Source organism: Agrobacterium sp. 5Ca50, from assembly GCF_055381905.1.
In genome coordinates this window covers 1,205,972-1,229,377 of the sequence record NZ_AP026438.1, presented here as the reverse complement: position 1 = coordinate 1,229,377, position 23,406 = coordinate 1,205,972, and the positions used below count along the sequence as shown (strand labels likewise).

The following is a 23,406-nucleotide window of genomic DNA, read 5'->3' as shown; positions in this document are numbered from 1 at the left end:
AATCAGCAAGCTCTTGTTTCATATCGATTTAACATAAATTAACCATATCTAAAAAAATCAGCCCGCTTTGTGCCGCATTTTAGGAAGATACCACACTGTCATGTGCGTAAATCCGGCACAGAATATAACAAAATGGGAAACCCATCATGGCAGCGGCAAGTATGGCATTTAGTATGCCGGATAATTTTTCATCCAGTTTTGCGGCCAATTCCAAACCCGTCGACCTCGCCCACCTGGCAAAACAGACCATGGGTGACAAAGATCTCGAAATCGAAATCCTCCAGCTTTTTGCCCGCAACACGCGTGTCATCCTGCATGAACTGGCTGACGCCGATCATGCCAAGATCGTCGCACTGGCCCACCGCCTGAAAGGTTCGGCGGATGCGGTCGGTGCATTTCGTGTATCGACTGCGGCGAGGGATCTGGAAAGTAATCCTGCTGACAGCAATCTGTTTGCGCAGGTGACAAGCTCGGTCATTGAAGCGGAAAACTTCATTCTCAAGCTCTGCCGCTCTTAACCGAGAGACAGAGCCTGATCGTTTTATCAGAGAGACTTCAGCGTCCAGTCAACAATCTGGCGCGATACGGCGGCAAATGCGCCATCCAGTGATTTTACGAAGGCAGCATTTGTGGTGCCGGAAGACCGCGTTTCAGCCCTGAACGACTCCTGCGCCTTGATGGTGCCGTTACGGTCATTGAGAATCTTGACCGAAATTTCCACCACCGCGACATTGCCGCCCTTGGTATCGATTTCAAACGAACGGATATCGGTCACGACCTGATAGTCGATGGCCAGGCCCTGCCCCGGACGGCCAACGCCACCCAGCTTGCCGGTGTTTTCAAAGGCTTCAACCAGCTTGGACTGCACCAGCTTTGGCAGGCGATCGCTCCACTGCGAGCTTGCCAGATACTGAACCTCAGATGAGGACAGGCGAACAACGATATTTTCGCTGTCGAGCGTTTTCAGCGCGGTTGGCTCCGGCACCAGAATCTGGCGGTTCTTTAGCGAACGGCCTTCGGTCGATGCCAAAGATGACGCGGAAAGGTCGAATGTATCGTTCTTGGCAGCAGTGCCGCAAGCGCTCAACGACATAAGAACAAAGGGAAATGCCAGTACCGCACGGATAGTCGCAGGGCGTATTGCAACAGCCATATTCACATTACCCCTTTGCCACCTTGTACGGAATCATTATCAACGCCGTGTTCTTCCATCATACTGCTTGACGGTTTTACCGCCAAAAAGCAACCTTTGCGGATTACGGTCGAAGTTCATAATCGTATTATTCAACTGATCGACCGTCCGACGGGTGTCTCCAATGAGCGCTTGAACGTCTCGCAGACCTGCACCGGAAAACCGTGCCAGATTATCGGCGATAGGACCAACACGCGCATTCAGGTTATCCGCCACGGCTTTGAACGATGCCAGAGTTTCACGCGCCTTCACAAACAGCGAATTGGCGTCATCGGTTCCAAGCAAGTTGTCGACTTTTATAAGAATTCCGTCAACGCGGTTGGAGGCGGCATTCAGCTTGCCGGCCATTTCCTGGAAGTCAGCAATGGTGCGATCAATCTGGTCACGGCGCTTGTCAACATCGTCAGCCACGCCCTTGAAGGAGGCAATCGCGCTGCGTGCATCCTTGGTCGCCACAGAAATATCATCAACCGCAGTGCCAACCTTGGCCGGATCCACCGCAGCCAGCAGCGTGTCTGCCCGTTTCAACACGACCTGCGCGTCATCACCGGTTTTCTCAAAGCTTTCGGCGGTACGTTTCACACTCGCCATGAGATCATCGACGTTGCCTGAAGCTCTGGCGACATCGCCGCTGACCTTTTCGGCATTGGCGAGAATAGTGTCGACCTTCTTGGCATCAACGGCACGCACCAGATCTTCCACGGCAGCAAGCGTGCTTTCGAGACGTCCCGACACCGACTTTACGGTGACGGACAGCGAGCTCATGCTTTCCAGGAATTTGTCGATACCATCGGAGTTATCAGCCAGCGCAGTGGAAAATTTCTCGGCATTGCGCACCGTCTGGGTCAACGGACCCCGCGCGTCCTGCACAAAACCCTGCAATTCACCGATCGCATTGTCGGCGCGGGTCAATATCTTGTCGGCGGTTGCCAGAAGGTTGGTCACACTTGACAGATCGGCCGTCAGTTCGGCCGGAAGTCCGGTTTCAAACGCCTTTTGCAAGATACGTTCGTCGGTTTTGCGGCCGCCGGACAGCTCGATATAGGCGGCACCCGTCAGGCCCTGAATTTCCAGAACGGCGCGTGTGCTGGTGAACACAGGTGCCTGTGCCTGAATTTCAGTGAAAGCGATGGAATATTGCGGGTCGTCGGAATCGATCGATAGGCCACGCACCGTACCGACGGGAATACCGTTAAAGCGCACAGGAGAGCCGACGGACAGACCGTTGGCGGAACCGGGAATGCGCACGATCAGCTGGGCCATCGGGCCGCCGCGTCCAAACTCGGCCATCCAGTAGACAAAGCCGAAGGCTGCCGCGACAACGATCAGCGTGAAAATACCGACGATGGTGTAATTTGCCTTGGTTTCCATAGCTTTTGTTACTCCATCGAATTTTCATGCACGTTATTCGGAGACACAACCGCTCTGGCTCTCTTGCCCTTGAAGTATGATTGAACCCAAGGATCGTCGCAGGCGAACATATCCTCAAGTGTACCTTCAACCAAGACCTTCTTGTTGCCGAGAACGGCAATACGGTCACAGACGGAAAACAGACTGTCGAGGTCGTGGGTCACCATGTAAACGGTCAAACCCAACGTATCACGCAGTTTTGCAATAAGGTTATCGAATTCTGCAGCACCGATCGGATCAAGACCCGAGGTCGGTTCATCCAGAAACACCAGATCAGGATCAAGCGCCAGTGCCCGAGCAAGAGCCGCACGTTTGATCATGCCGCCCGACAATTCAGATGGATATTTATCAGCGGCATCCGGCTTCAGACCGACCATATCGATCTTCAGGCGCGCCAGCTCATCCATCAGCGATTTGGGCAGATCGAGATATTCGCGCATCGGCAGCTGGATGTTTTCCTTGACCGTCAGGCCGGAAAACAGCGCGCCCTGCTGGAACAGCACTCCAAGTCGTGTGTCGAGCGCCATGCGCTCTTCTTCATTGGCCGTGTCGTAATCGGTGCCCAAAATCTTGATGCTGCCGGAACGGCGCGGCAAAAGTCGCAGCACGGTGCGCATCAGTACCGACTTGCCGGCACCGGACGCGCCGACGAAACCGAGAATTTCGCCTCTGTAGACATCAAGGTCGAGATTATCGAGGATCAACTTATCGCCAAAACCAACCGTCAGTCCCTCCACGGAGAGAACGACTTCGCGGTCCTGTTTTTTGCTGTCGTTTTTCTGGATGTCGATTTTCTTGACGTCGGTGTTGTCTGCCACGGCCATCCCCTTAAAAATCAATCGCCGCGTAGAAGATGGCAAAAAGCCCGTCTACGAGGATGACGACGAAGATGGATTTAACAACCGAAGACGTGACGTGCTGGCCAAGCGATTCTGCGCTGCCCCCCACCTTCATGCCTTCCACTGCGGCGACAATACCGATGATCAGCGCCATGAACGGCGCCTTGATCATGCCCGACGCGATGGTCGACATCTCAACAGCCGCGTGCAGACGCGACAGGAACACTTCAAACGTGATGCCGGAATAGATCAATGCCACGACGGCTGCACCAAACAGCGCTGCGAAGTTGGCAAGAATGGTCAAAAGCGGCAGGGCAATCGTCAGCGCAACAAGGCGCGGGAAAATCAGCACGCCGACCGGGTTGAGACCGATGACCTTCAGCGCGTCGATTTCTTCACGCATCTTCATCGAGCCGATTTCGGCGGTGATCGCACTACCGGAGCGACCGGCAATCATGATCGCCGTCAACAGCACGCCGATTTCGCGCAGCTGCAGAATGCCGACCAGATCGACCACGAACACTTCCGCGCCAAAATAACGAAGCTGGAACGCGCCCTGCTGCGCAATGATCGCACCAATCAGAAACGACATCAGCACAATGATTGGCACGGCGCGCACGCCCATATGATCAATCTGGTTGATGATGGCGGCTGGAGACACACCAGTCCCCCGTCCAAGCTTCATCTGCGCGCCACGCACGGCCGAGCCGAGAATATACATGCCAGCCAGAAAATCGCCGCCCGCCTGTACAACATTGCGGCCAACAGGCTCAAAAACGCGTTGAACAAGACTTTTGCGCGGCGCGGCATCGGCTGGCGGCCCCGCCTCGCTCGGCAGCGCTTCGACCAGTTCCTCGACGCGGGTGTTGCCACCGGTAAAGCTGACCTCGGCGCCGTTGGCGTTCAGTTCATTGCGAAACTTCTGGATGATCCAGGCGCCAGCCGTATCGACACGGCCAATACCGGACAGGTCGATCTCGACACTGCCGGACTGTTTGTTTTGGCCGGGCTGGGAAATTTCCTTGAGAACGCCAGTGATCGTGTCGTTGCGCCAATCACCGCTCAGCGAAAAACGCACAGGCCCGCCTGCGGAGCTTTCATCCGAAGCAATGCTCGCCTGATGGGCGTCCGTGTTGTTATCGCGAGCTTGCATCTTTTCCTATACGCGTGCAGCTTTGCCATCGAATCTATCGATTCATATCTTTTCACAAGATGACAAGCCATCGCAACAGGCCGGATTTCGCGAGTTTTTTGATTTTACGCACGATTTCCGCACAATATCGAAGTGTAACTCATGTCCGCGCAACTTCAGGTGATAGCAGAATCCTTTCCCATAGCCGGCAGCTTCACGATTTCACGCGGTAGCAAAACCGAGGCGGACGTCGTGACATGCACCATTGGCGACGGCGCCTTTTCCGGTGTTGGCGAATGTGTGCCCTATAAGCGCTACGGCGAAAGCATCGAGGGCGTGATTGCCGATATCGAGAAGATGGCTGACGCCGTCTCTCAAGGGCTGGATCGGCTGGAGCTGCAACATGTGATGAAGCCGGGTGCCGCCCGTAACGCCGTCGATTGCGCGCTCTGGGACTATGAGGCAAAACGCTCCGGCCTGAGTGTTGCCTCACAGATCCTGCATGAACCGGCCGTGCCACTGGTCACCGCCTATACAATTTCGCTTGGTGATGCCGAGACCATGGCGCGCAACTCAGCCGCCAATGCACACCGCCCACTGCTCAAGATCAAACTTGGCACCGATGACGATGAAAACCGCATGCGGGCCGTGCGGCAGGCGGCCCCAGACAGTCGGATCATTGTCGATGCCAATGAAGGCTGGACCGACGACAATATTGAGCACCATCTTGCCGTTGCAGCCGCGCTCAATGTGTCACTGATCGAACAGCCCCTGCCCGCTGGCAAGGACGAAATCCTGGCGCGCATCCACCGGCAGGTGCAGATCTGCGCCGATGAAAGCGTTCACTCGACCGCCGATCTCGAAACCCTGCGCAACCGCTATGACGCCATCAACATCAAGCTGGACAAGACGGGCGGCTTGACGGAAGCGCTAGCTATGAAGCAGGAAGCCATCCGGTTGGGTTACACCATCATGGTCGGCTGCATGGTTGGAACGTCACTGGCCATGGCGCCTGCCGTGCTGTTGGCACAGGGTACCGAATATGCCGATCTCGACGGCCCGTTGTTGCTGGCCAGAGATCGCGACCCTGCTCTCACCTATGACGGTTCGCTGGTGCATCCACCAGAACGGTCACTGTGGGGCTGATAGAAATTGGCGTGCTGTCGATACAGCACGCCGACGTGTCTTATCTTGCGCTATCGATGATTTGACCGCCGTCCGGCGTCAGACTTGAACCGGTAATGAATTTCGAATCGCTGCTGGCAAGGAACAACGCAACGGGAGCGATATCATTTTCCGGCGAGCCGTGACGACCAAGTGCATTGGTTGGCGCTGGAGCATTCTGTGCAGCACCCCAGGTGTCGGCGACAGGAAGAAGGTTGTTGACCGTAATATTGTCCGGTCCCCATTCGCGCGCCGCAGACCTGGTGAGTGCACGAACGGCCTCCTTGGCCATGTTATACGGCCCGTAAGGCGACATGCCCAAAACACCAGCCAGCGATGCGAAATTTATCACGCGTCCCTCGCCCGATCGTTTCAGATGTAGGTAACAGGCCTGCATGGTCCGCAGATACGCTATCGGTCCCATATCGAAATTGCGTTGCAACTGGTCGACTTGCAAATCGAGGATCGGCGAGTTAACCGCAGATGGGTCGAAGGCCACATTCACGAGAATGTCGATACCGCCAAATGTCCGCACGACTTTGGCGACGGCTTCAGTAATCTGGTCGCCGTCACTCAAGTCACACGTCAGGCCGAGCGCCGTACCACCCTTGGCTTGAATGCTGTCGACCACCGCATTTACATTTGCAGGCGTAAGCGACAGCACAGCCACTTTTGCGCCCTCAGCGGCGAAAAGTTCTGCCGTCGCTCGTCCTATTCCTCTGCCAGCGCCTGCAACGATGGCAATTTTTCCAGTCAGTTTTCCCATTTTGATTTCCTTTCCAGGTGGGGGGTTAGTGTGCCTGCGCCTGCGCCAAGGCATAGGGTGATGGAACATCGCGCCCGGCGTTCTGGGTGGTGAAGGATGCGGCAAGCAGCGCCAGACCTATGATGGCAGGCAGAGCACCTGCGGGCTTTCGAACCCCGATATGGGCCAGCCCGGACAGTAGAAGGTGAAACAGCATCCCGGCATAGGCCAGATCGCTCACGCCAACATTGAAGCGGGACAAGATAGCCACGACAGCGGCGAGCTTCACGACCGTCAAAATATGGACGAGATAGGTTGGGTAACCGAACCCGGCAATTGTCTGCCGGACCCATTCGGTCTTTGCGACATAGGTTATGGCAGAGGCCAGATAGAGCGCGACCAGCAGGGTCGTTGCGGCCCAGTAAATATAGAATTCAGACATGAGATATCCCTTGCCGCCGAATGACTTCGGCAGATTGCTCCATTCAAGATTTTCAGTGTCCCGGATTAGCGACTGCTGATTATCCGGTGTTCGCATTGAAAATGTGGTATTAGATGAATCTTCGCAAGTAGGATGAATTTCGCGTGGTAAGTATGGAAGACCAGACTAATGAGCCGGACGGCACAAATATGCACGAAGAAATGCGGCGTGCATTCGCGTTGCTTTCGGGTAAATGGAAACTCGAAATCATGTGGCTTCTCAACCGGCGCATTTATCGCTTCAACGAGCTGCGCAAAGCCATTCCTGGCATCACCCAGCATATGTTGACCGCCCAATTGCGGGAACTTGAGTTGGACGGTTTGGTTTCCCGCACGGTCTATGCCGAGGTCCCGCCTCGCGTGGAGTACGAGATAACTGCGAAAGCCAGAGGCCTCGGTCCGACAATGGAAGCGTTGACGGCCTGGTGGAATGAATATGGAAAAAGCGTCCCGGAAAAAGTGGCACGTGGACGCAAAGTAACGCCGAAAAAGTAGTTGGGTTGCCGCCAAACACTGGAGGCAACCGCTATTTTTCAGATGACGGCCTCAGATGAAATGCACGCCCCAGAGAGGCGCTTGTCACTCTGTCACGTCAGGCGGCGCGCATCGGGAACGGCGGCAGAGCGATCTGCTCTTCCTGCTCGATGTTTTCAGGGTTTTCTTCAGCCTGCATCCAGGTGATCAGTTCAAAGCTGCCATCTTCATTTTCGGCAATTGCCGTACAGCTTTCCACCCAGTCACCAGTATTGATGTAACGGATACCGTCCATCTCGCTGATCACGGCGTGGTGGATATGACCACAGATAACGCCGTCCACATCGTTACGCTTGGCTTCGTCCACCACAACGCGCTGGAACTCGCCAATGAAGTTGACGGCATGTTTGACCTGCAGCTTTGCCCAGGCCGAGAACGACCAGTATGGCAGGCCGATACGGCGACGAACGGCTGCCAATATCACATTGATGGCAATTGCTGCGTCATAGGCCCAGTCACCGAGGTAAGCGAGCAGACGGGCATTGCGCACGACCACGTCAAACTCATCGCCGTGGATGATCAGGTATTTCTTGCCGTCTGCCGCTTCATGCACCATGCGTTCGGCGACTTCGATACCGCCGAAGTGCGACCCGGGAAACTCTCTGAGGAACTCATCATGGTTGCCGGGAATATAGATGATACGGGCACCCTTGCGCGCCTTGCGCAGCAGTTTCTGTACAACATCATTGCAGCCTTGCGGCCAGTACCAGTTGCGGCGCAAACGCCAGCCGTCAATGATGTCTCCCACCAGAATAATTGTGTCAGCATCATGATGACGCAAGAAATCTAGGAGGTAGTCGGTTTTGGCAGCCTTGGAGCCAAGGTGCACGTCCGAGATAAATAAGGTTCTGAAATGTCTGGTTTCCATTTGCCGGGCCACGGAATTCATCCCCCTGTCTTGGCAATCAAACTACATACTCCAGAACCAGAGTCGTGTTTCAGCATCATGACAAAGGACTATTTTCTGCCGCAAAACCCTCTTCACCCACACTCATTTTGACACGAATCAATCAAATAACGGCTGTACCATGGGGCTGATTGATGTATTCAGAAGCCCAACGAAAACATTTGAAAAAAGCGGTGCAGGAATGAATTCGCAGGATAAAAACAAAACTCAACCAAAACCAGCAAGTGCTGACCTGGACGAACAGGCGCTGTTTTTCCACCGCTATCCGCGCCCCGGCAAACTTGAAATTCAACCGACCAAGCCGCTCGGCAACCAGCGCGACCTGGCACTGGCCTATTCGCCGGGTGTTGCGGCACCTTGCCTTGCCATTCACGAAAACCCGGAAACAGCCGCCGAATATACGGCACGCGCCAATCTGGTGGCGGTTATCTCCAACGGCACGGCTGTTCTTGGCCTCGGCAATATCGGTCCGCTGGCCTCCAAGCCAGTGATGGAAGGTAAAGCCGTCCTGTTCAAGAAATTCGCCGGCATCGACGTTTTCGACATCGAAATTGACGCGCCCGGCATCAACGACATGGTCTCGACCATCTCGGCGCTGGAGCCGACCTTTGGCGGCATCAACCTTGAAGACATCAAGGCGCCTGAATGTTTCGAAGTAGAGCGCCAACTGCGCGAAAAGATGAACATTCCTGTCTTCCATGACGACCAGCATGGCACCGCGATCATCGTGGCTGCCGCCGTGATGAACGGTCTGGAACTGGCCGGCAAGTCGCTTGGCAATGTCAAGATCGTCACGTCAGGCGCCGGTGCGGCAGCTCTTGCCTGCCTTAACCTGCTTGTGTCGCTGGGCGCCAAGAAGGAAAACATCTGGGTTCACGACATTGAAGGCCTCGTTTATGACGGCCGCAATACCCTGATGGACGAGTGGAAAGAAATCTACGCCCAGAAGAGCGACAAGCGCGTTCTGGCCGAATCCATCGATGGCGCAGATGTCTTCCTCGGCCTGTCGGCGGCTGGCGTCCTGAAGCCTGAACTTCTCGTACAGATGGCTGAAAAGCCGCTTATTCTGGCGCTTGCCAACCCGAACCCGGAAATCATGCCGGAAGTTGCGCGTGCAGCCCGTCCTGATGCGATGATCTGCACCGGCCGTTCCGACTTCCCGAACCAGGTGAACAACGTTCTCTGCTTCCCATACATTTTCCGCGGCGCGCTGGATTGTGGTGCAACCACTATCAACGAAGAAATGAAGATGGCGGCCGTCAAGGCAATTGCCGAACTGGCGCGTGAAGAAATCTCGGAAGTGGCTGCGAAAGCCTATTCCGGTGACACGCCGCTGTTTGGACCGACCTACCTCATTCCATCGCCATTCGACCCGCGCCTTATCCTGCGCATTGCACCGGCCGTTGCCCGTGCGGCGGCAGCCAGCGGCGTTGCATCGCGTCCGATCACCGATTTCGACGCCTATCTAGACCAGTTGAACCGTTTCGTCTGGCGCTCCGGCTTTGTGATGAAGCCAATCTTTGCCGCTGCGAAATCGGCTGAGAAGAAGCGCATCATCTTCTCGGAAGGTGAAGACGAGCGCGTGCTGCGTGCAGCCCAGGTTCTGCTGGAAGAAGGCACCGGCGTACCGATCCTGATTGGTCGTCCACAGATCATCGAATCCCGCCTCAAGCGTTTCGGTCTGCGCATTCGTCCACATGCGGACTTTGCCGTGGTCAATCCGGAAGACGATCCACGTTACCGCGAATATGTCGATGATTACTTCGCGCTGGTTGGACGCATGGGTATCAACCCGGAAGCTGCCCGCACCATCGTTCGTACCAACACCACCGTTATTGGTGCGCTGTCGGTCAAGCGTGGTGAAGCAGACGCGCTGATCTGCGGTCTTGAAGGCCGTTTTGACCGTCACCTGCGTGACGTCAACCAGATCATTGGCAAGAAAAAGGACGTGCGTGCATTCTCGGGCCTCAGCCTGATCATCTCGCAGCGTGGCGCAACCTTCTTCACCGATACGTTTGTGACCTACAATCCAACCGCAGAAGAAGTTGCTGAAAGCACCATTCTGGCCGCTCAGGAAATCCGCCGCTTTGGTATTACGCCAAAGGCCGCGCTGATCAGCCACTCCAACTTCGGTTCGCGTGATTCGGAAAGCGCCCGCAAGATGCGTGACGCCTTGCAGATCGTTCGTGACACCGCACCAGATCTCGAAGTCGACGGCGAAATGCAGGGTGGTTCTGCCCTGACGGAAAGCCTGCGCAAGCGTGCGATGCCTGACAGCACGTTGTCTGGCGAAGCAAACCTGCTGGTGTTCCCGAACCTTGACGCGGCGAATATTTCGCTCGGTCTGGTCCGCACCATGACGGATGCGCTGCATGTTGGCCCGATCCTGCTCGGCACCGCCCTGCCCGCACATATTCTGTCGCCAACCGTGACATCGCGCGGCGTGGTCAACATGGCAGCCCTGGCTGTCGTGGAAGCCTCGCATCCGTAATGGTGCCCTAAAGCTGCGTTAACGCAGTTTTGAATTGCCGATTGCCGCAACTGCCTCATTTATATGATAACAATCTGATGAATGAGGCGCTTGCGGCATATCTTTTTCCATCCTTTTTGTTTGGATGTCCGCAGACGCGAAGCCGAAAACGCAACCACATCGGAAGCGGAACATACAGGTGACAGCTTTGAAACTGCGCAATTTTACAATGCTGTTTTTGCCGGTATTGATCGGTAGCTTTCCTGCCGTGTCCTTTGCCGCCTCGGTGTGTGATGACCTGCGTCAGGAATTGCGCGCACCGGCCCAGATTATTGGCAACACTGCCGAAGTGCGCCATTTTGCCAGCGCCTTGACCCGCCAGAACATCATCATCCGCAAAATCCGCAATGATCTGAGGGCCTATGGCTGCTCGAGCGGCAGCATTGTCGTTTACGGTGGTGAAAATGCCCAGCTGTGCGACCAGATTGAAGATGCGCTTTATGACGCCGAGGCGGAGCGTGACGAACTGCTTGTCAGCCGCGACCAGATGATAGCGCAGCAACGTAATCGCGGCGTTGACCGCGACCGTGTCATGGCAGCACTTGATGCCAATGGCTGCTTTGACGAGCGCCCGCAGTCTGCGGCCGCTAGCCCGAATGATCAGACCCAGGAATTTGCCCCACCCGGCATGATCGAGGTGGACCCGAACCGCCAGCCGGTGTTCACACCGCCAATGCAGGGCGGCCTTAGAACCCTGTGCGTACGCACGTGCGACGGCGCGTTCTTCCCGATTTCGTCCAATGCCTCACCGCTTGATTTTCGCCGTCAGGCCGCGACCTGTGAGCAAATGTGCCCCGGTTCTGAGACCGAGCTTTATTACCACTCCCTGCAAGGTCAGGAGAGTGCGGACATGGTTTCTGCCGAGACCGGCAAACCATACAAGGATCTGCCGACCGCCTTTGCCTATCGCAACACGTCAGCAGACACCCGCTCGCCGTCCTGCGGCTGCAACATGGCGTCTTATTTCGACCAGATGAAAAAACAGGAAGAGGCCAACCAGTCAAAACCCGCAGAACCCTATTCCGGCGTTACCGATATCAAGACGCCGAATGGCGAAAAGAAGCAGGCAGAACAACCGGTTGCCGCAGCTCCTGCCGAGCGCGACTATGATCCCAAAGATAGCAAAGTTCGGGTCGTCGGACCACAATTTCTGCCCGAGGAAACCAGCCGGATCGATCTGCACAATCCGGCTCTGCAAGGTGCACAACCGCAGCAGCAGTGATGCACGACGCCTTTCCTCACACGCGCCAATAGATTTAGCGACGGCCCCACCGATCGTGGAACACCAGATCTTCCAGCGGCAGTCTTTTGGCCCAGCCCTTCACGGCCAGTTCCGGCTCTCGGTAGAGTTCGGTCACAAAACCCAGACATAACCAGGCAACGATTTCGATATGGTCGGGTATGCCGAGAATGCGGCGTATGTCTGCATCATGGAAGATACTGACCCAACCGACGCCCACCCCTTCGGCACGGGCTGCAAGCCATAGGTTTTGGATGGCGCAGACCGTGGAATAGACATCCATACGTGGATTGTGGGTGCGTCCCAGAACAACAGTGCCACCACGGGTCGGATCGCAGGTCACGCAGATGCTGAGGGGCGCGGTTCGAATGCCCTCGAGCTTGAGGCTACGATAAAGGCTCTGCCTGTCATCTTCGAACAGCAGCGCCGCCTCCTCACTGGCACGGGCGAAAGCCTGCCAGGCGGCATCACGCACCGTCTGATCCCTGATCAGTGTGAAGTTCCACGGCTGCATGAAACCGACCGAGGGCGCGGCGTGAGCGGCAGCCAGCAGCCGCTGCACCAGATCATCCGGCAATGGATGGCTTTCAAACTCATTGCGCACATCACGGCGCGTCTCAATGGCCCGGTAAACGGCTGCCTTGTCATCACAGGAAAAAGCCCCGGCCGCGTGGCGGGCTTCAGAAAACGGATCGTCCTGCATCGTTAATCCCCAACAATGCCTATCGCCGGCAGATCCCGCAGAACCCACCAGGCAAACAACCATCCCGCCGTCCATACGGGCTGGTCTATGATGTCGGGCCGGTCTTCTGGCTTGGCATCGTCCTTCCGCTGCCGCCTTCCCGGAACATCCAGTGGCGATTGGTGCAGCAGATGTCCGCCTTACAGCGTTGGGCACGCTCCGGTCTTGCACCGGATTCCCGATTCTCCCGCACGTCGTGCAGGCACCTGACGGCAGTGCTTATGTCCGCTACATCGCGCAAATGCAAGCACGCGTGCATGTGGCGTCAGGTCGCCGGGAAATACCTGACATAGGCGAACTCATCGCCATCAGGAGACCAGTTGGGCGAGTTCATGGTGCCCTGCCCGCCAAACAGTTCAAACAGCGTCTCGACATTGCCGCCATCGGTATCCATCAACCGCACCCGCACATCGAGGTCACGGGGATGGTCAAAGACATCGGCGTCGTAGGACACGAACACCACCTTGTCGCCTGATGGCGACGGATGTGGAAACCAGTCTCCAAAATTACTGTCGGTTACGCGCTCGACGGATGAGCCATCAGTATTCACACGCCATATCTGCATCAGCCCGGTGCGGCTGGAATTGAAATAGATCCACTGGCCATCGGCGGAGTAATCCGGCCCGTCATTACGGCCCTCACCATGCGTAAGACGTGATTCAACTTCGCTCTCTATGTCCATGGAATATATATCAAAAACCTGATCACGAATGCCGCAGTAAGTGAATGATTTTCCATCCGGTGACCAGCCATGCCAATAGGATGGCAAATTGTGCGTCATCAGCCTTGGCGTGCCGCCGGACGACGGCAGCAGGTAGATTGCGCTCTTGCCAAACTCCACCTTGTCGGAAATGGCATAAAGCGAACCGTCAGGCGAAATGCCATGGTCGTTATTGCACAGGGTCGCAAAACCGGTGTCCACCTTGAGCGGTGTCGGATCACCCGAAAGCGACAAGCGATAGATCAGCCCATCGGCATTGAGCAGCAGATATTGACCATCCGGCGACCAGTTGGGCGCCTCAAACAGCGCCTCGGTCTGCCAGACCACACGCATCTGACGGGTGCGGATGTTGTAGATTTCGATGGAACTGCGCACGCATCCTCCCGGGATTGCTCATCAACAGGATTGAGCGGACATTTCATTTGCCTCGCCCGACACCTTCACATAATGATCCTAGTGCCGCAGGCACCGTCCTGCAAATTCAAATAAGGAGAACAGCAGCGTTTCGGCACCGTCCGTTTACCCTGCCCCGTTTCTCCCAGGTTCGAGGTTCTGCGATGAATTCCATCGCCGATCAAGGCATCCGTATTGGCCGGATTGCCGCCATGCTTCCCGTCAAGGACATTCAAAAGGCCCATGACTTCTATGTCGGTGTTCTCGGCTTCACCAAGGTCTTTGAAAACGGCAATCCCGTCGGTTTCATGATCCTGAAACAGGGCAATGCCGAGCTGCATCTGATCCTGCAGCCGTCACACAAGGCAGCCCCCTTCAACGTTGCTCACATGATGGTGAGTGACGTCGATGCCCTGCATACGCTGTGCAAACAACATGGCCTGCGCATCATCAAGGGTCTGCAGGACAAGGATTACGGCCTGCGCGCCTTTGTTTTTGAAGACCCGGATGGCAACCGCATCGATGTCGGTCAGGTGATTTAGGGACGGGAATGATGTCGCGCCGACGCGCTCCGCTGGATCTCTGTGACAAGCATAGAGACGACGAGAGTCGTGTTGCAGCCATACACGGCAACACAGCATACAAAAACGGCGCGGTTTGATCCGCGCCGCTCTTATCTCTACCGATCTCTGAACCGGTTGGTGATCGGGTAACGGCGATCACGCCCGAAGTTCTTCTTGGTAATCTTCACACCCGGCGCAGACTGGCGGCGCTTGTATTCCGCAAGATAAAGCAGATGCTCGATGCGGTGTACGGTCGTGACGTCATGGCCGCGCGCCACAATGTCATCCACCGACATTTCCTGCTCCACCAGGCATTCTAGGATATCATCCAGCACCGGATATGGTGGCAGTGAATCCTGGTCAGTCTGGTTTGGACGCAGTTCGGCCGATGGCGCCTTGGAAAGGATGTTCGCCGGTATCACCTCACCGGACGGACCAAGCGCGGTTGGCGGCACATGTTCGTTACGCCATTTCGAAATGGCGTAGACCTGCATCTTGTAGAGGTCCTTGATCGGGTTGAAGCCGCCATTCATGTCGCCATAAAGCGTGGCGTAGCCCACCGACATCTCGGACTTGTTGCCGGTCGTCACCACCATGGAGCCAAACTTGTTGGACACCGCCATCAGGATGGTGCCACGCGTGCGGCTTTGCAGGTTTTCTTCGGTAATGCCCTCTTCGGTGCCCTCAAACAGTTCGGCAAGCGACGACAGGAAACCTTCCACCGGTTCGACAATCGGCACAATGTCGTAACGGCAGCCCAGCGCCTTGGCGCAATCGGCAGCGTCTTTCAGCGATTCATCCGACGTATAGCGGTATGGCAGCATGATGCAGCGAACACGCTCTTCACCCAGCGCATCGACCGCAATCGCTGCGCAAATGGCGGAATCGATACCACCGGACAGGCCAAGCACGACGCTCTTGAAGCCGTTCTTGTTGACGTAGTCGCGGAAGCCCAACAGGCAGGCGCGGTAATCCGCTTCCTCGCCCTCGGGGATTTTCGACATCGGGCCGCTGTGGCAGTGCCAGCCGTTTTCGGTGCGCTTCCAGTCGGTGACGGCAAGTGTCGCCTCAAACTGGCTCATCTGAAATGCCAGACTCTTGTCGGCATTCAGTGCAAAACTTGCGCCGTCGAATACCAATTCGTCCTGCCCGCCAAGCTGGTTTGCAAAAATCAGCGGCAGGTTGGTTTCTATAACTTGGCGCAGCGCCACCTGATGGCGCACTTCCACCTTTCCGCGATAGTAGGGCGAACCGTTGGGCACCAGCAGCAATTCAGCACCGGTTTCGGCCAGCGTTTCGCACACGCCCATGTCGTTCCAGATTTCTTCGCAAATCGGGATACCGAGCCTGACACCACGGAAATTGACGGGACCGGGCATTTCGCCGGCCACGAATACACGCTTTTCGTCAAACTCGCCGTAGTTCGGTAGGTCGATCTTGTCGCGCAGCATCAATATCTTGCCGCCGTCCAGCACGGCGACCGAGTTGTGGCGGCCAAGTTCACCCTGTCTGGGGAAACCGACAATGACGCCGGGACCGCCATCGGCGGTGTCTGCCGCCAGATCTTCAACCGCCTTCAGGCAGGCGTTGAGAAACGCCGGCTTCAAGACCAGATCTTCCGGCGGATAACCTGAAATAAACAGCTCGGTCAGAAGCAGAAGGTCGGCACCCTGGTTGGCCGCATCTGCCCTTGCCTCACGCGCCTTGGCGAGGTTGCCCGCCACGTCGCCAACCGTTGGATTGAACTGCCCGATAGCAATTCGAAGAGTATTCGGTGTGGTGTGTAAGTCGCTCATACATAACCATTTAACGTGTGGCGTCTTACTCCGCAATCAGTGATGAGAAGCACAGGCGCGGTCACGTAAATTTCATCCCGAAACACTGTGCATTTTCAACAGTTCATGTCGCGTTCATGAAACTTATGTGACAGTTACATGACAAATTGACGACAGATCTTTTCATGATTCTGTGACCATACCGCCGGAGTGACGACATTGAGTAAATCGGTTCCCGAGATCGAGGAAACCGAGAGGGCTGCTTTTGCCCTTTCAACAAGAAGTATCAAGCGCATAACGATGCTGCTGGGCGAAGCGGTTTTCGTGGTGAATACGCTGCTTGGCGCGCTGCTTCTGGTCGTTCTCCTGGAATGGATTGCCCGCGGCACGCTGACCGATGTCGGCACATTTTTGACCTCGACCGCACGGCCCGGCATGACCACGGTTGCTGCGGTCTTTTTGGCGATGATTGCCCTCGACGCGCTGTTTGGCCGCCACTACCAGTCGTTTATCATTGCGGTACCGGCACTGCTCATCCCGGCCCTCATTTCCAGCCAGAAGCAGTTCTACCTCTCTGACCCGCTCTACCCCTCCGACATGCTGTTTGGCCGGCAGATTTTCCAGTTGCTGCCCGCCATGTTGCAGGCACGGCCGCTGGCAGCGGTCGGTGTGTTTGCCGGTCTGGCCATTGCCATTGTTGCCATCGTTTTTGCAGCCCGCTTCATCTACAAGGCGTCGCCTGCGCTGCCACTCACCGGCCGTCTGTGGCGCCTGGCGCTTGCCGTTCCGGTTCTGGCCGGTCTCGGTTCCCTGATGGAATATTCGCAATATTCCTGGATCCGCGATCGCCTGAACATTATTCCGATGATGTGGGACCAGAAGGAAAACTATCGCCATAACGGTTTTGTCATGGCCTTTACCTTCAACATTCCGATGGCCAATGTCTCGGCACCAGACACCTATAATGCTGACAATATTGCCGATATCTATGCCGACGGTTCGGCCTTTGCCATCAATAACAGCAAAAGACCTGACGTTATCGTCATCATGAACGAGTCGCTGTGGGATCCGCGCAAGCTCTCCAACGTCTCGCTGACGCCAGACCCGATGCCGACCATTCGCGCCACCCAGTCCGGCAATGTGTTTTCGCCGGAATTTGGCGGCATGACGGCCAATGTGGAATTTGAAGCGCTGACCGGCTTCTCCAACGCCTTCCTGCCCTATGGCAGTATTCCATACCAGCAATATATACGTGGGCCTGTTCCTTCGCTGGCGACCTTCTTCCGCGCTGAGGGTTATTCGGCCATTGCCATGCACCCGTTCCAGGAATGGTTCTGGAACCGCAAGGAGGTCTATAAGTCGTTTGGCTTTGAAGAGTTCCGCTCGGAAGAAAACATGCCGACCATGGAAAAGCGCGGCATCTTCGCCTCTGACGAGGCGCTGTTCGAGCAGATCATGAGCACGGCCGATAACGCGCAGAACCCGCTGTTCCTGTTTGCGGTGACGCTGCAGGGCCATGGCCCCTATGAGGCTAACCGTTACGCCAACAATTCCATTCGCGTTGATGGCAAGGGCAATCTTTCGCCCGGTGCCGAAGACGCGCTGGCGACGTATGCGCAAGGCGTGAATGAGTCCGACAAAAGCATTGCGCGCCTGATTGACTGGGCCAAGAAACGCAACCGCGAAACCATCATCGTGACCTTTGGCGATCACCTGCCACCGATGGGTCAGGTCTATGTCGAAAGCGGTTATATGCCGGGCATGGTGGCGACACGCCGTGCACCTCTTGAGGTGATGAAGCGCGAACATGAAACACCTCTGGTAGTGTGGTCGTCCAAGTCAGGTACACGCAAAAACATCGGCTCTATCAGCCCTGCCATGTTGCCGTACCACGTGCTGAAAACTGCCGGCATGGATGATCCTTTCTACACCGGCATGCTTGGCCGTGTGCAGAAGCAATACCCGGTTGTGGACCGTCACATGCTGGTGGATGCCAAGGATAACGGTATTGCCGACTGGTCGATCTCCTCCCAGTCGATACCCGACATCATCAGGGACTACCGTCTGTTGCAATACGACATGATGTTTGGCGAGAAATACGGCAAATCGCGTTTCTTCCCCGGCTTTGACTGGCTGAACAATGCAGATAGCTGGGGCGAAACACGGACAACCGCCGAAAGCAGTTGAACGAACACCCGGCAAACGCTTATCTCTTCGTCAGCCTCCAGCAGGTTCCCATGACGGAGAGATACTGTGTCCCATATTCATGAAGCCATTGTTTCGCGTTTCAAAAGCTCCAAAAAAGACATTGGAGATGTCGAGAAGCGTGTTCTCGAAATCGCGAAAAACCGGGAATTTGTCAGTACGGACACCAATGCGGCCTTCTCAGCCGAAACATCCTTCGGGGAACGTCTGGCCGACTCGATCGCTCGAGTGGGCGGATCATGGGGCTTCATCCTCACCTTTCTCGCCTTCCTGATTGCCTGGGCTGTGATCAACGTCATCGTATTGACCTCGGATGCCTTTGACCCCTACCCCTTCGTGTTCCTCAATCTCATCCTGTCGATGCTGGCGGCCATTCAGGCACCGATCATCATGATGTCGCAAAACCGCCAGACGACCCGTGACCGGTTTGAGGCGGCCAAGGATTATGAGGTCAACCTGAAGGCCGAGCTGGAAGTGTTTGCCCTGCACCAGAAAATCGACATGAAGGTGCTGGCGGAACTGGCAGCGTTGCGTGAAGACATGGCGGGCATTCGTGAACAGCTGTCAAACCTGCAGAAACCGTAAGTGGCCATAAGCGGGCAGTTCGCAAGTGTCTCCGAATGATGCCGTCCACCTCCCTAGCGGTTTGTAACGCCACGATATTTATTTTCACAAAGCAGCCATTCAGTTACGAATCCGTCAGACTCCTACGCTACAGATTGACGCAGGCAATTGTTGCAGTGCACTGTTGGCGCAGCAATGGCAGGCGGATTCGGTTTATCGCCTGACGCGGATGGCATCATGACATCTCCACCGGAAGCCATTCATTAAACGGGAATACCGTTATCTTTAGAAGTTCATCGTTTCGAGGCTTTGCATGAATCAATACGATCTCATCGTTGTCGGTAGTGGCCCGGCAGGACGTCGCGCCGCCATTCAGGCAGCAAAACTGGAAAAGAAAGTTCTGGTTATCGAAAAAGGTTCACGCGTTGGCGGCGTTTCGGTGCACACTGGCACCATTCCTTCCAAGACGCTTCGTGAGACAGCCTTGAACCTGACAGGCTGGCGTGAGCGCGGTTTTTATGGCCGCTCATACCGTGTCAAACAGGAAATCAACGCCGAAGATCTTCGCCGCCGTCTTCTCATCACACTCGACCATGAAGTCGAAGTCCTGGAGCATCAGTTTGCCAGAAACCGTGTGCAGCACCTGCGCGGCATGGCAACCTTCATTGATGCCAACACGCTCGAGGTCGTGAAGAGTGATGGCGAAGTGCAGAAAGTCACTGGCACCTCGATTCTGCTGGCCATCGGCACTCGGCCCTACCGTCCGCCGCATGTGCCCTTTGACCATGACGCCATTCTCGACAGCGACGAAATCCTTGAAATCAAGGAACTGCCCCGCTCGATGATCGTGATTGGTGCCGGTGTTATCGGCATTGAATATGCCACGATCTTCAGTGCGCTCGACACCCAGGTGACCGTGGTTGAACCGCGTGACACCATGCTTGAATTCATCGACAAGGAAATTGTCGAAGACTTCGCCTACCAGTTGCGCGACCGCAACATGAAGCTGATCTTCGGCCAGAAGGCGGAAAAGATCGAACGCGAAGAAAACGGCAAGTGCAAGGTCACACTGGGCAGCGGCCGTGTTCTGCAGGCGGAAACCGTGCTGTTTGCTGCGGGTCGTGTTGGCGCAACTGACACGTTGAACCTTGCCGCCTGCGGCCTTGAGGCTGACAGTCGCGGCCGCCTGAAGGTGGACCCTGAGACATTCCAGACCTCGGTTCCTAACATCTATGCGGCCGGTGACGTGATCGGTTTCCCAAGCCTCGCATCAACCTCAATGGAACAGGGCCGTATTGCCGCGCGCCACGCGGTTGGTGCACCGACCAGCGAACCACCGCAGTTTTTCCCTTACGGCATCTACGCCGTTCCAGAAATTTCTACCTGCGGCCTGACCGAAGAGGAAGTCACAGAACGTGGCATTCCCTATGAATGCGGCATTGCGCATTTCCGCGAAACATCGCGCGGCCATATCATGGGTCTCGATACCGGCCTGTTGAAAATGATCTTCTCGCTGAAGACACGCCGCCTGCTTGGCGTTCATATTGTCGGTGAAGGTGCGACCGAGCTGGTGCATATCGGCCAGGCGGTTCTCAACCTCAAAGGCACCGTCGAATATTTCGTCGAAAATACCTTCAACTACCCTACCCTTGCCGAAGCCTACAAGATTGCCGGCCTCGACGCATGGAACCGTATGGGCGAACTGAAAAAAGAAACGTGAGGCGCTCTCGCCTTACGTCACTACCAACTGATTTTGTAACGGGCACTGATGGCCGGGCGAAAGTGATCTTCATAACCCTGCCTCAGCGTTCCGGTTACGGTGATATTGTCACCCAGACGCTGCTCAAGCGCCACATCCGAACTGAATTCAGAAAACGTATCCTTGCTATTGCCGGTCAGCACGAAGCTGGTCCCGGTTTCCGAACGCGTCAATCGCAGCGATTGCGACACATTCACTCCACCCCATTGGCGGGCAGAACCATCATAGCGCACAGTAAAGTTCCTGTTGGTTTCCACGTCCAACTCCGGCGTGACGATGCGCTTTTGCGAGGATGTCACGGTAACGCTGCCCGAACCGGTCAGCGCATTCATCAAAACGCCGATATCACGCGCCATCGACACACCAGGCAGATTCTCTGACAACAGCGTGAGATTGCCCCACAGGCGCACCGGGGAATCAACGATCGCGCCACCCTTGGACGCGTTCACGCCCATTTCCAGCCCGCCACGAATCGGCGTGTCGGTCGGCAACCTGGCACCAATGCGTGTCGTGTAGGACCGGTCGGAGTTTTTCACCGGGTTCCAGATCAATCCACGCTCATCTGCCAATGACAGGGACGGAGAAAGAACCAGCATGACAATTGCCAGACACATACGCTGGCTGCTTTTTGCAAACATCAGTCTGCCCTCATCACCTCAGGGCGCCAGACATGCGTCTTCACGCAGTGCCATGACGCAAAACCCGTTGAATATTGGCATCGACCCACAACGAACCATATCTGGTTCACATCGACGCTACTGAGTGCGGAACGCATCCGGCACCACACGCAAAAGCCATGCTGCGACGAGCAGACCTTCGCCAACCGCCGACTATTGGCAGTACGTCATCCCTCACCCACATCTCTCAGACGTGACTCGATAACGATGACCCAAGGGTGCCAGATGAACGGGAGATGAACAAGAGTGAAAGGCGTTCACATTTTTGTTTGCTATGCAGCGTGATATTTTTGCAATTGCGAATAGTCGAAACTACAGGGGAAAGTGGCAATTTTCCTGTTGTGGCAAAAGAAAAAGGCCGCAGCGGGTGCTACGGCCTTTTTAAATTCGTCATCCGATGGATGAAAAGGATTACTCGGCGTCGCCTTCAGCTGCCTTCTTCTTAGGAGCAGCCTTCTTCTTTGCCGGAGCCTTCTTCTTGGTCTCTGATGCTTCTTCAGCATCGTCAGCCAGCAGCTCTTCCTTGGAAACGGTCTTGTCCGTTACCGAGATTTCGCCGAGCAGCTTGTCGATAACCTTCTCTTCGAAGATTGGAGCGCGCAGCGAAGCGGAAGCGCCTGGAGTGTTGCGGAAGAAATCAAGGATTTCCTTCTGCTGGCCAGGGAACTGCTGCAGCTGCTGGAACAGCGCGCGCTGCATTTCTTCTTCGCTCACTTCAACATTTGCCTTCTCGCCGATTTCGGAGAGAACGAGGCCGAGACGAACGCGGCGCTCAGCAAGCTTGCGGTATTCTTCGCGTGCTTCTTCTTCCGTGGTGTCTTCGTCAGCAAAGGTCTTGCCGGACTGTGCGAGATCGGTGTTGATCTGGCGCCAGATGTTGTCGAACTCGGCATCAACCAGGCCAGCTGGTGTGTCGAACTTGTACATTTCGTCCAGCTGGTCAAGGATCTGACGCTTTACCTTCTGGCGGGTTACGTTGCTGTACTGGCTTTCGATCTGGCCGCGAACGATTTCTTTCAGCTTTTCAGCCGATTCGAGACCGAGCTTGGAAGCCAGTTCGTCGTTGATTTCAACAGCAGCAGCGGCAGCAACTTCCTTGACGGTGATGTCAAAGGCAGCTTCCTTGCCAGCAAGGTTTGCAGCTGGGTAATCAGCAGGGAACGTAACGGTGATGGTCTTTTCGTCGCCAGCCTTGACGCCAACGAGCTGGTCTTCGAAGCCAGGAATGAAACGGCCAGAACCGAGAACCAGTTCAGCATCTTCAGCCGCGCCGCCGTCAAAAGCAACGCCGTCGACCTTGCCGAGGTAGTTCATGGTCACGCGGTCGCCGTCAGCAGCCTTGCCCTTCTTGGTTTCGTAAGAGCGGGCACTCTCAGCAACCTTGAGGATCTGCTCGTTGACTTCGTCTTCAGAGACTTCAACAACTTCGCGGGTAACCTTGATGCCGTCGTTGGACTTCAGCTCAATGGCAGGAATGACTTCGTAGGTCAGTGTGAATTCGAGATCAGCTTCGCCGTTCAGGATCTTGTCGGCTTCTGCTTCGTCTTCGGTCATCGCGATGGAAGGCTGCGTTGCAGACTTTTCACCACGGCCGGTCAGGATTTCAGAAGGCTTCTGACGGATCAGGTCGTTGACCAGCTCAGCCATGATCGACTTGCCGTATACCTTCTTCAGGTGTGCAGCAGGAACCTTGCCCGGACGGAAGCCGTTCAGACGGACTTTGTCCTTGGCGTCAGCAAGACGCTCATTGAGGCGAGACTTCATGTCGTCAGCCGGAATAACTACTTTGATTTCGCGCTTCAGCCCTTCAGCGAGCGTTTCGATAACCTGCATT

At 55.7% G+C, this 23,406-nt stretch carries 21 protein-coding genes and 1 riboswitch; of the genes, 9 read left to right on the top strand and 12 right to left on the bottom strand.

Translation table 11 applies throughout. From position 1 onward, the window contains the following. The first annotated feature begins 146 nt into the window (after nucleotides 1-146). Nucleotides 147-518, top strand: a complete 372-nt coding sequence (locus ACZ5FM_RS05855) for an Hpt domain-containing protein (protein WP_250982645.1) — start codon at nucleotides 147-149, stop codon at nucleotides 516-518. Nucleotides 519-544: 26 nt separating this feature from the next. Here ACZ5FM_RS05855 and ACZ5FM_RS05850 read toward each other — a convergent pair whose 3' ends face one another. From ACZ5FM_RS05850 to ACZ5FM_RS05835, 4 genes are all read right to left on the bottom strand, one after another. Next, the gene (locus tag ACZ5FM_RS05850) at nucleotides 545-1,093 is read right to left on the bottom strand and encodes an ABC-type transport auxiliary lipoprotein family protein (protein WP_250983226.1); all 549 of its coding nucleotides are present in this window, start codon (nucleotides 1,091-1,093) and stop codon (nucleotides 545-547) included. A gap of 99 nt (nucleotides 1,094-1,192) precedes the next feature. Then, a complete protein-coding gene (locus ACZ5FM_RS05845) occupies nucleotides 1,193-2,563 on the bottom strand; it encodes an MlaD family protein (RefSeq protein WP_464039958.1) in 1,371 nt (456 codons plus the stop codon). 8 nt (nucleotides 2,564-2,571) lie between these two features. Then, nucleotides 2,572-3,426, bottom strand: coding sequence for an ABC transporter ATP-binding protein (locus ACZ5FM_RS05840; RefSeq protein ID WP_192487750.1), 855 nt, complete (start codon nucleotides 3,424-3,426; stop codon nucleotides 2,572-2,574). 4 nt (nucleotides 3,427-3,430) lie between these two features. Further along, nucleotides 3,431-4,594 (bottom strand): MlaE family lipid ABC transporter permease subunit, encoded by a 1,164-nt coding sequence (locus ACZ5FM_RS05835; protein ID WP_464039957.1) that lies wholly within the window; start codon nucleotides 4,592-4,594, stop codon nucleotides 3,431-3,433. Nucleotides 4,595-4,735: 141 nt separating this feature from the next. Between ACZ5FM_RS05835 and dgcA the strand changes: the two genes are divergently transcribed. Further along, entirely contained in the window at nucleotides 4,736-5,719 is a 984-nt protein-coding gene (gene dgcA / locus ACZ5FM_RS05830) for an N-acetyl-D-Glu racemase DgcA (protein ID WP_464039956.1), read from the top strand. Nucleotides 5,720-5,759: 40 nt separating this feature from the next. Here the strand turns inward: dgcA and ACZ5FM_RS05825 are convergent, their stop codons facing one another. Together ACZ5FM_RS05825 and ACZ5FM_RS05820 are read right to left on the bottom strand one after the other, a co-directional pair. Further along, entirely contained in the window at nucleotides 5,760-6,503 is a 744-nt protein-coding gene (locus tag ACZ5FM_RS05825; RefSeq protein ID WP_464039955.1) for an SDR family NAD(P)-dependent oxidoreductase, read from the bottom strand. 25 nt (nucleotides 6,504-6,528) lie between these two features. Next, on the bottom strand, nucleotides 6,529-6,924 hold the full coding sequence (locus tag ACZ5FM_RS05820) for a DoxX family protein (RefSeq protein ID WP_464039953.1): 396 nt from the start codon (nucleotides 6,922-6,924) through the stop codon (nucleotides 6,529-6,531). A gap of 152 nt (nucleotides 6,925-7,076) precedes the next feature. Between ACZ5FM_RS05820 and ACZ5FM_RS05815 the strand changes: the two genes are divergently transcribed. Beyond that, nucleotides 7,077-7,457 (top strand): winged helix-turn-helix transcriptional regulator, encoded by a 381-nt coding sequence (locus ACZ5FM_RS05815; protein WP_464040426.1) that lies wholly within the window; start codon nucleotides 7,077-7,079, stop codon nucleotides 7,455-7,457. Nucleotides 7,458-7,554: 97 nt separating this feature from the next. Here the strand turns inward: ACZ5FM_RS05815 and ACZ5FM_RS05810 are convergent, their stop codons facing one another. Then, entirely contained in the window at nucleotides 7,555-8,385 is an 831-nt protein-coding gene (locus ACZ5FM_RS05810; protein ID WP_192487745.1) for a UDP-2,3-diacylglucosamine diphosphatase, read from the bottom strand. Between the two features lie 199 nt (nucleotides 8,386-8,584). Between ACZ5FM_RS05810 and ACZ5FM_RS05805 the strand changes: the two genes are divergently transcribed. Both ACZ5FM_RS05805 and ACZ5FM_RS05800 read left to right on the top strand, forming a co-directional pair. Then, nucleotides 8,585-10,894, top strand: a complete 2,310-nt coding sequence (locus ACZ5FM_RS05805) for an NADP-dependent malic enzyme (protein ID WP_192487744.1) — start codon at nucleotides 8,585-8,587, stop codon at nucleotides 10,892-10,894. A gap of 178 nt (nucleotides 10,895-11,072) precedes the next feature. Next, complete coding sequence (locus ACZ5FM_RS05800) at nucleotides 11,073-12,155, top strand: DUF2865 domain-containing protein (protein WP_464039952.1); 1,083 nt, start codon at nucleotides 11,073-11,075, stop codon at nucleotides 12,153-12,155. Nucleotides 12,156-12,189: 34 nt separating this feature from the next. Here ACZ5FM_RS05800 and bluB read toward each other — a convergent pair whose 3' ends face one another. Beyond that, nucleotides 12,190-12,876: a 5,6-dimethylbenzimidazole synthase gene (gene bluB, locus ACZ5FM_RS05795; protein WP_464039951.1), complete on the bottom strand. Its 687-nt coding sequence runs from the start codon at nucleotides 12,874-12,876 to the stop codon at nucleotides 12,190-12,192. Between the two features lie 79 nt (nucleotides 12,877-12,955). Beyond that, nucleotides 12,956-13,140: riboswitch (cobalamin riboswitch) on the bottom strand. Between the two features lie 40 nt (nucleotides 13,141-13,180). Further along, complete coding sequence (locus ACZ5FM_RS05790) at nucleotides 13,181-14,011, bottom strand: TolB family protein (protein WP_464039950.1); 831 nt, start codon at nucleotides 14,009-14,011, stop codon at nucleotides 13,181-13,183. 182 nt (nucleotides 14,012-14,193) lie between these two features. On the opposite strand from ACZ5FM_RS05790, the gene ACZ5FM_RS05785 reads away from it, so the two are divergent. Continuing rightward, nucleotides 14,194-14,571 carry a glyoxalase superfamily protein gene (locus ACZ5FM_RS05785; protein ID WP_464039949.1) on the top strand — a complete coding sequence of 126 codons (378 nt, stop codon included), beginning with the start codon at nucleotides 14,194-14,196 and terminating at the stop codon, nucleotides 14,569-14,571. A 137-nt stretch (nucleotides 14,572-14,708) separates the two neighbouring features. On the opposite strand, the gene ACZ5FM_RS05780 is transcribed toward ACZ5FM_RS05785, so the two are convergent. Further along, a complete protein-coding gene (locus tag ACZ5FM_RS05780; protein WP_464039948.1) occupies nucleotides 14,709-16,388 on the bottom strand; it encodes an NAD+ synthase in 1,680 nt (559 codons plus the stop codon). A gap of 198 nt (nucleotides 16,389-16,586) precedes the next feature. On the opposite strand from ACZ5FM_RS05780, the gene ACZ5FM_RS05775 reads away from it, so the two are divergent. The 3 genes from ACZ5FM_RS05775 to sthA all read left to right on the top strand — a co-directional run bounded on the left by ACZ5FM_RS05775 (nucleotide 16,587) and on the right by sthA (nucleotide 20,856). Further along, complete coding sequence (locus tag ACZ5FM_RS05775) at nucleotides 16,587-18,554, top strand: LTA synthase family protein (protein WP_464039947.1); 1,968 nt, start codon at nucleotides 16,587-16,589, stop codon at nucleotides 18,552-18,554. Between the two features lie 66 nt (nucleotides 18,555-18,620). Continuing rightward, the gene (locus ACZ5FM_RS05770) at nucleotides 18,621-19,157 is read left to right on the top strand and encodes a DUF1003 domain-containing protein (RefSeq protein WP_250982655.1); all 537 of its coding nucleotides are present in this window, start codon (nucleotides 18,621-18,623) and stop codon (nucleotides 19,155-19,157) included. Between the two features lie 292 nt (nucleotides 19,158-19,449). Beyond that, nucleotides 19,450-20,856, top strand: a complete 1,407-nt coding sequence (gene sthA / locus ACZ5FM_RS05765) for a Si-specific NAD(P)(+) transhydrogenase (protein WP_250982656.1) — start codon at nucleotides 19,450-19,452, stop codon at nucleotides 20,854-20,856. A 20-nt stretch (nucleotides 20,857-20,876) separates the two neighbouring features. On the opposite strand, the gene ACZ5FM_RS05760 is transcribed toward sthA, so the two are convergent. Both ACZ5FM_RS05760 and tig read right to left on the bottom strand, forming a co-directional pair. Then, the gene (locus ACZ5FM_RS05760) at nucleotides 20,877-21,509 is read right to left on the bottom strand and encodes a hypothetical protein (protein ID WP_464040425.1); all 633 of its coding nucleotides are present in this window, start codon (nucleotides 21,507-21,509) and stop codon (nucleotides 20,877-20,879) included. 474 nt (nucleotides 21,510-21,983) lie between these two features. Further along, nucleotides 21,984-23,405 carry a trigger factor gene (tig, locus tag ACZ5FM_RS05755; RefSeq protein ID WP_192487736.1) on the bottom strand — a complete coding sequence of 474 codons (1,422 nt, stop codon included), beginning with the start codon at nucleotides 23,403-23,405 and terminating at the stop codon, nucleotides 21,984-21,986. Nucleotide 23,406: the final 1 nt, after the last annotated feature.